Annotated in this window: 5 protein-coding genes; all 5 read left to right on the plus strand. The window is 49.6% G+C overall.

Annotated features, from left to right (window positions below; all coding sequences use genetic code 11):
• The first annotated feature begins 13 nt into the window (after positions 1-13).
• A complete protein-coding gene (locus tag ACYC56_RS01975; RefSeq protein WP_461372500.1) occupies positions 14-1,741 on the plus strand; it encodes a SpoIID/LytB domain-containing protein in 1,728 nt (575 codons plus the stop codon).
• An 82-nt stretch (positions 1,742-1,823) separates the two neighbouring features.
• A complete protein-coding gene (locus ACYC56_RS01980) occupies positions 1,824-2,072 on the plus strand; it encodes a hypothetical protein (RefSeq protein WP_461372501.1) in 249 nt (82 codons plus the stop codon).
• A gap of 560 nt (positions 2,073-2,632) precedes the next feature.
• On the plus strand, positions 2,633-3,262 hold the full coding sequence (locus ACYC56_RS01985) for an RNA polymerase sigma factor (RefSeq protein ID WP_461372502.1): 630 nt from the start codon (positions 2,633-2,635) through the stop codon (positions 3,260-3,262).
• A gap of 149 nt (positions 3,263-3,411) precedes the next feature.
• The gene (locus tag ACYC56_RS01990; protein ID WP_461372503.1) at positions 3,412-4,950 is read left to right on the plus strand and encodes a DUF5667 domain-containing protein; all 1,539 of its coding nucleotides are present in this window, start codon (positions 3,412-3,414) and stop codon (positions 4,948-4,950) included.
• Positions 4,951-5,202: 252 nt separating this feature from the next.
• Positions 5,203-6,271 (plus strand): hypothetical protein (locus ACYC56_RS01995; protein ID WP_461372504.1); only part of this gene is annotated, 1,069 nt, incomplete at its 3' end.

Raw genomic sequence — 6,271 nt, forward strand, 5'->3', positions numbered from 1 at the left:
TTCGGAGTTTATTATGCGTAGAAGACTAGTAATCATTCTTACCGCACTCGTTATTTCCTTAGTGATCAGCACACCCCACGTGTTTGCAGCCGACCAGTACACATTTAAAGGCTATGGCTACGGCCATGGTATAGGCATGTGTCAATGGGGGGCGAAGGGAAGGGTCGATGCGGGCCAGACCTACCGGCAGATACTCGCCCATTACTTCCAGGGCACAACCGTTACCGGCAATTATAGTGTTCCCAGCACAGTCAGGGTAAGGTTGTTTGGAAGCTCCAACCTATCTAAGGCTTACGTTGAGGGTGATGGTTCATCGGCTTTCGATTTCGTAAAGACCGACGGCACCTATGCGTTTAAAGGCGCGACCGGCAAGTGGTCGGTCGTCCCGACTACGGGGGGCCTTTTAAAGCTCGTCAAGCCCGACGGCACCGTTGCCGCCGATCAGCTTGCCGGCCCCATAATCGTCACCGATGCCACCAACCCGATCGAGGTTTATAACGCCAGCGGTAGCCGGTATCATTCCTACAAGGGAAGCATCTATGTGTACCCGGTCGATGCAACCCACCTGTACCTGGTCAACTACGTAGGCTTCGAGCCCAATTATATCAACGGACTCGGCGAGGTCCCTTCGAGCTGGCCGTATGATGCACTTTATGCGCAGGCCATCGCGGCGCGAACATACGCGATAAAATTCATGAAACCGCAGGACAAGTTCGATCTCTACGATTCGGTTCAAAGCCAGGTCTATATCGGCGTGGATAAAATCAATGAGACTTCGGGCGGCACCAACTGGGGAGCCAGGTGGGCGAAGGCCGTCGCTGATACAAAAGGACAGGTCATCACATATAACGGTGCTCCCATCGCCGCCTACTATTCCTCAAGCTGCGGTGGGCATACCGAAAACGTCGAGCTGGCGTGGCCCAACGCGAGCCCCCAGCCGTATCTTAAAGGGGTGGACGACCACAACTCATCCGGCAAGGCATATTGCCAGCAGACGGGAAACACGAGTTTTTCCTGGACAAAAACTATCAGCAAGACCGATTTTGAATCAAAGCTGGGCATCCCGGGGATTGCGAACCTCGTGATAATAAAATACGGCGTTTCGCCCAGGATTAGCCAGTTGAATATCGTGAAAGCGGATGGCTCTGCGACAAGTATGAGGGGAGACACATTCCGCTCGAAACTAGGTCTGAAGAGCACCTGGATATACCAGATGGGCGGGACGTTCCCGGATGTCTCTCTGGGCTACTGGGCTTTTACCCAGATCGAGGATCTGAACAAGCGTGGCATTATCACCGGGTATTCGGATGGCACCTTTAGGCCTGAGACAATCGTTACTAGGGCACAGTTCGCCAAGATGCTCTGTCTCGCACAAGGTATCCCAACGGGCGGCTCGAGCACTTTCACCGACGTTAAGGGACACTGGGCGGAGCCCTATATATCAGCGCTCGCCAGTAGGGGGATTATCGGCGGTTACCCGGATGGCACTTTCCGGCCGGAAGCCCGGGTCAGCCGCGCCGAGATATGCGCGGTAACCGCGCGGGCGATGGACCTGAGCCCCGGGTCGGGCAAGAGTTCGTTCCCCGACATTGAGGGGCACTGGGCGAAAAACGATATCCAGCTTATCGCCTCAAACGGCATCGTCACCGGCTACACAGACGGCAACTTCCGACCGAATGCCAGCGCAAATAGGGCGGAAGTATCGGTTATAATCTACCGCACGCTTGCATTTATGCAATAGCACATATGGTCTTGCAGGTTCCGCTTGCAGAGGATATAATGTTAGGGCAGAATAACAATAATTATTTAGCGGAGAAGCCGTGATGAATCCTGAAGAAAGAAAAGAAATCATAAATATTTTTAATGAGGGCTTTGAGCAGGTAGTCTTACCATACATCGCCAGGATACAAGAAGATATTGCCGGTATGCATTTAGAAATATCCGAAATTAAAGATGTACTCGAAGACCACAGCCTTAGGTTTGACCGGATTGAGCGAAAGCTCAACGCGGTTGTAGCACGGCAAGATGAGCAGGGGATTGAGATTAAGCAGCTTAAAGACAGGCTGGCTTAAACATCCCACCATAGATTTTCTTAATTATTATCAGCCTAATCAACAAGCATCACATTATAGCATCTACATAGCATAGAATTACCAATGTACTACACCTCTACTTTAATAAAAAATCTCCAAAATCGCTTTTTTATAGACCGCTTTTCGTGTAAAATTAGAGCCTGTGTAATAGAAAGACAAAGCGGCTGTATATTACGCGAACCACCGATAGATCGAGAACGATAGGAAAGCCTTTTCTGTCCGGTAGAAGGCCTAACGGCAAGAAGCCTGGCAGATGGATATCATAGAAACATAAGACGCAGCATTTAATAGTAGCAAGTGCCCTACAGCCATTGAGGAGGCTTTCGTGACGTTTGCCTGTAATCGGCGAGTTTTACGTAACACTCGAAACTTAGTCAATTCATATACCCTGCAAACTGCGAGTTACCGCCATGCTTTTACAGCAAGGAATCATTTGTCACCAAAAATTACGAACGTAACCCGTATCTTTTTAGCAATTCCTTCGTCTTTTCTTTATGGAAGGGTTGTTTTAGCACCTTACGGCGTCGAGAGGGGTCTGGATGAATAACCTCAAGAACCTCGACGTCCTGGTGATGAACGCAAAGCAGCTAAACGGAGACGCCCTGACGGCGCTCTATGATAATTACCTTCCGCATGTGTTCCGGTATATCTATTACCAGGTAAACGACAGGCCCTTGGCCGAAGACCTGACATCAGAGGTGTTCCTCAAGATGCTCGTCGCGATACCTGATTTTAGGGAGGACGGTAAGTCGTTTTACCCATGGCTGTTAAGAATAGCCAAGAACACGACGCTGGACTACCTGAGATCTAAGGCAAAGCGGTCGCATGTATTGCTTGATGATGATATAGAAGAGCTTCTCTTTGAAAGCAGAAGTAAAACCGATCTCGAGCAAACCGTCATCTCGGCGCTCGATGCAGAAGAGGTCAAGAAAGCCGTAGTTAAGCTTACAGACGAGCAGCAGCAAGTACTTCTGTTGAAGTTTACGATGGGGCTCTCCAATAACGAGATCGGCAAGGTGCTTGAGAAAACCGAAGGGTCGATAAAGTCGTTGCAAGTAAGGGCCCTCGCTTCTCTCAGGCGGTTGCTTGAGAGACAGGACGAGCAGCCCGAAGAACGGGTCGAGCCGGTGCTTACCGGAAGTAAGAAATCCCTTTTCAGGAAGGCTTAGCTCTAAAGAAAAGGATCCGTTTGCTGTCATTCTGAACGGAGCGTTAGCGAAGTGAAGAATCTAGGATGCAGTAGCTTTATTAGAGGTAAGAGTATCTAAGCTTAGATAGAGTAAGTGAAAAAGATAAAAAAGAAATTCTGGTGGGGTTAGTGGATAAGGCAAGTGCAAACAACAAAAAACTAGAAAGCGCGCTCGATTACAGCATCAAGCTTTTAGACTCTGGTGTTTCAATCGAGGAATGCCTGAGGCTCTATCCCAACCAGCGCAAAGAACTCAGGGAGCTATTGGAGGTCGCCGTAAGCGTAAAGGCGTCGTATCCAGGGTATCCGGAATTGCGGCCGTCAAAGCTTTACGCCAAGATCGGCAGGGAAAAATTCCTCGCGGCCATTGCGGGCGATGTCCCGGCAACCACGCATCAAATCAATGAGACTAAAGAACCCCGTTCTACGGGTGTATTCAATATAAAGAGTCTGTTCGGCAGGGCATATGTTACGGCATCGGCCGCGGCGGCGGCCCTGGTAATCCTTGCGGGCGGCTTGGTATATGCTTCAAGCGATAGCCTTCCCCAAAGCCCTCTCTACGGTCTTAAACGGGCAGTGGAGGGCGTAGAGCTGGCCCTGGTATTTGATAACGAGAGTAAGGCGCGTCTTCATTATCAGTTGGCACAGAAGAGACTTGCCGAGGCCAAATCAATGGCAAATGTAGGCGAAAAGAAGACGGCGGTTCGCATCTATAAAGAGGCCGAGGACAGCCTGGAGCAGGCTACGAAAATCGCCAAATCTATGCCCGGTGGCGGCCAGAATAAGCTTAGGGGTGAGATTGAGACTTTAGATAAAACGGCAAAAGAGCAGACGAATAACGTGTTAAGTGGTGTAACTTCAAATAAGGTAGCAAAGACAACTGAACCCCCGGCACCTTCAAGCACGGATGAAAAGGCCGCATCCGATAACGACGCTCAGGCATCCGGTGAAATAACCCCAAGATCGGTCATTAAACAGGGAAGAGTGAATTCCCCGGGCACCGATACCCCGAGTAAGAGGTCGCTCGCATCGATGGTCCCGTTTGAAGTGGATGGTGTCAGCGTATCCGATATATATATCAGCCCCAACGCAGACAAAGTAAAAGATACCGTGGCAATCACGGTAAGCGGCGCTTCGTGCGATGGGTATGAGGTCGGGCTCTATAAGCGGGCTACCAGGGTTGCGGTAATCGCAAAGAAGGAAGCTGGCCGTGATTTGGAGTTTAAATGGGATGGCACCGATGTTGACGGTAACAGAATTCAGGACGGTCGATATACGGTCAAGGTTGAGAATGGTATCGGTCAGGTTGCGCATGCGGCAAGAACGATCATTATAGATACGAAAGCGCCCACAATCGAGCTTATCGAGCCCGTAAATGGTATCAGTACCGAAAATCATACGCTGCGCTTTGTTTGGAGCGATGTGGACGACGTCGAGGAGTATACCCTTCATATAGGATCAGAAAGCGATCCCGGTGAGGTTGTTACCAAAAGTGGTCTCACGGCCAATTTCTATCAACTCGAAAAGCCGTTAACATCAGGTAATTGGAGATGGCGCGTTGTCGCAACCGACAAAGCCGGAAACGTTAGTTCTTCATCCTATGGAAAGTTCAGGGTTGAAGATATCGAGAAATCATTGGATAATAGTGACCCGTTGGTCATAAGATAAGTTAGCCCAATTATATAAAGCCGGTGCTTTACCTAATGGGGCTAATCTTTTTTATTAAAAGCTTGTTTGCCCGTAACTTTATCGGCGGGTGAACGTCTTTACATATGTACAGGATAACCCTGTCATTAACCGGATACCTGTTCAACTATTTAAATAAGTGTATTAACTTTGTGTTTTATTCTGTCGCGGGGGGAGGTGGACAATATTAAGACAAATGTTTTAATGAATGCAATTCGAAAGGAAGGTGCTTTAATGATTAAAAGCAAAAATAAGGTAGTATCGTTAATCCTCGTCGCTGCGATGGTTCTTAGCATGCTACCGCTCGGCGCACTGACGGCGTTTGCTGTCAAATCGAGCTCTTCGCCAGAAACCCCCGAAATCGCACAGGGCGCAAGTGGGGGATTGGCTGGCTCAATAACAATTGAGGAAACGGCAACCAACGAGTGGGCTCCCGTGGGCGGGGGTACCGATATTACGGTAACATTGCCAGCTAACGTAACATGGGCGAGCGCACCGACAGTAACTAATGAATCAGGCACGAATATGACTATCGCAAGCGTTACTGTTACCAGCGCACAGGTCTTGACGATCAAAGTTGCTGGCGATAGCTCAGCAACTGATAAGATCAAGATCGATAACATCAGATATAATGTTGCACAGGCATTTGGCACAGGGTACGTAGACGTGGATATCCACAGTGGTGATAACACGGTTACAGTTCAGAATGCTGACGTACAAGAGGGCTTAGTATCTGCAGCAGCCGCAAAGACGACGATCACTGAGACAGGCAACAATAATGCCGTCGCAAACGTCACCCTAACCGAGGGAAGCGCGGGTGCAATCGCAAAGAGCAAGAAAATCACGCTAACGATAAGTACCCCTGGAGTTACCTTTAGCCTAGCACCAGCTGCAGCTGGCACAAACAGCCAAGCGTTCACTGGTCCGGTTATCGACAACGGTAATAAGGCAACATGGACAGTGTCAACCGCAAGTAGCGGAGGCGCATCTACGATAACGTTTAGCGGTATCCAGTATGATATCGCGAGCAGTGTTGCTGCAGGCGATATCAAGATCGCGGCTTCAACCGATGCAGGCATTGCAGTTACACCGACAGAAGTCGCTAACGCAAAGCTTGATACATCAGGTACGATCAAAGTGGAGGCGACGCCTCTAACAATTACGACCGGCAATGGCAAAGATGCGGCGAACGTCACCATTTCGGAAAGTGCTGCTGGGGCTATCAATCCAGATGATACTTTGACAGTCACGCTCCAGAACGCGGTGTTCTACAGCGCACCCGTTGCGACTGGTACCGGCGGTA

The sequence above is a fragment of the Candidatus Aquicultor sp. genome (assembly GCF_054640775.1).

Excerpts from the sequence above, each read along its gene's own strand:
- ACYC56_RS01985 (WP_461372502.1), top strand. The coding sequence starts at position 2,633 with ATGAATAACCTCAAGAACCTCGACGTCCTGGTGATGAACGCAAAGCAG.
- ACYC56_RS01975 (WP_461372500.1), top strand. The coding sequence starts at position 14 with ATGCGTAGAAGACTAGTAATCATTCTTACCGCACTCGTTATTTCCTTA.
- ACYC56_RS01980 (WP_461372501.1), top strand. The coding sequence starts at position 1,824 with ATGAATCCTGAAGAAAGAAAAGAAATCATAAATATTTTTAATGAGGGC.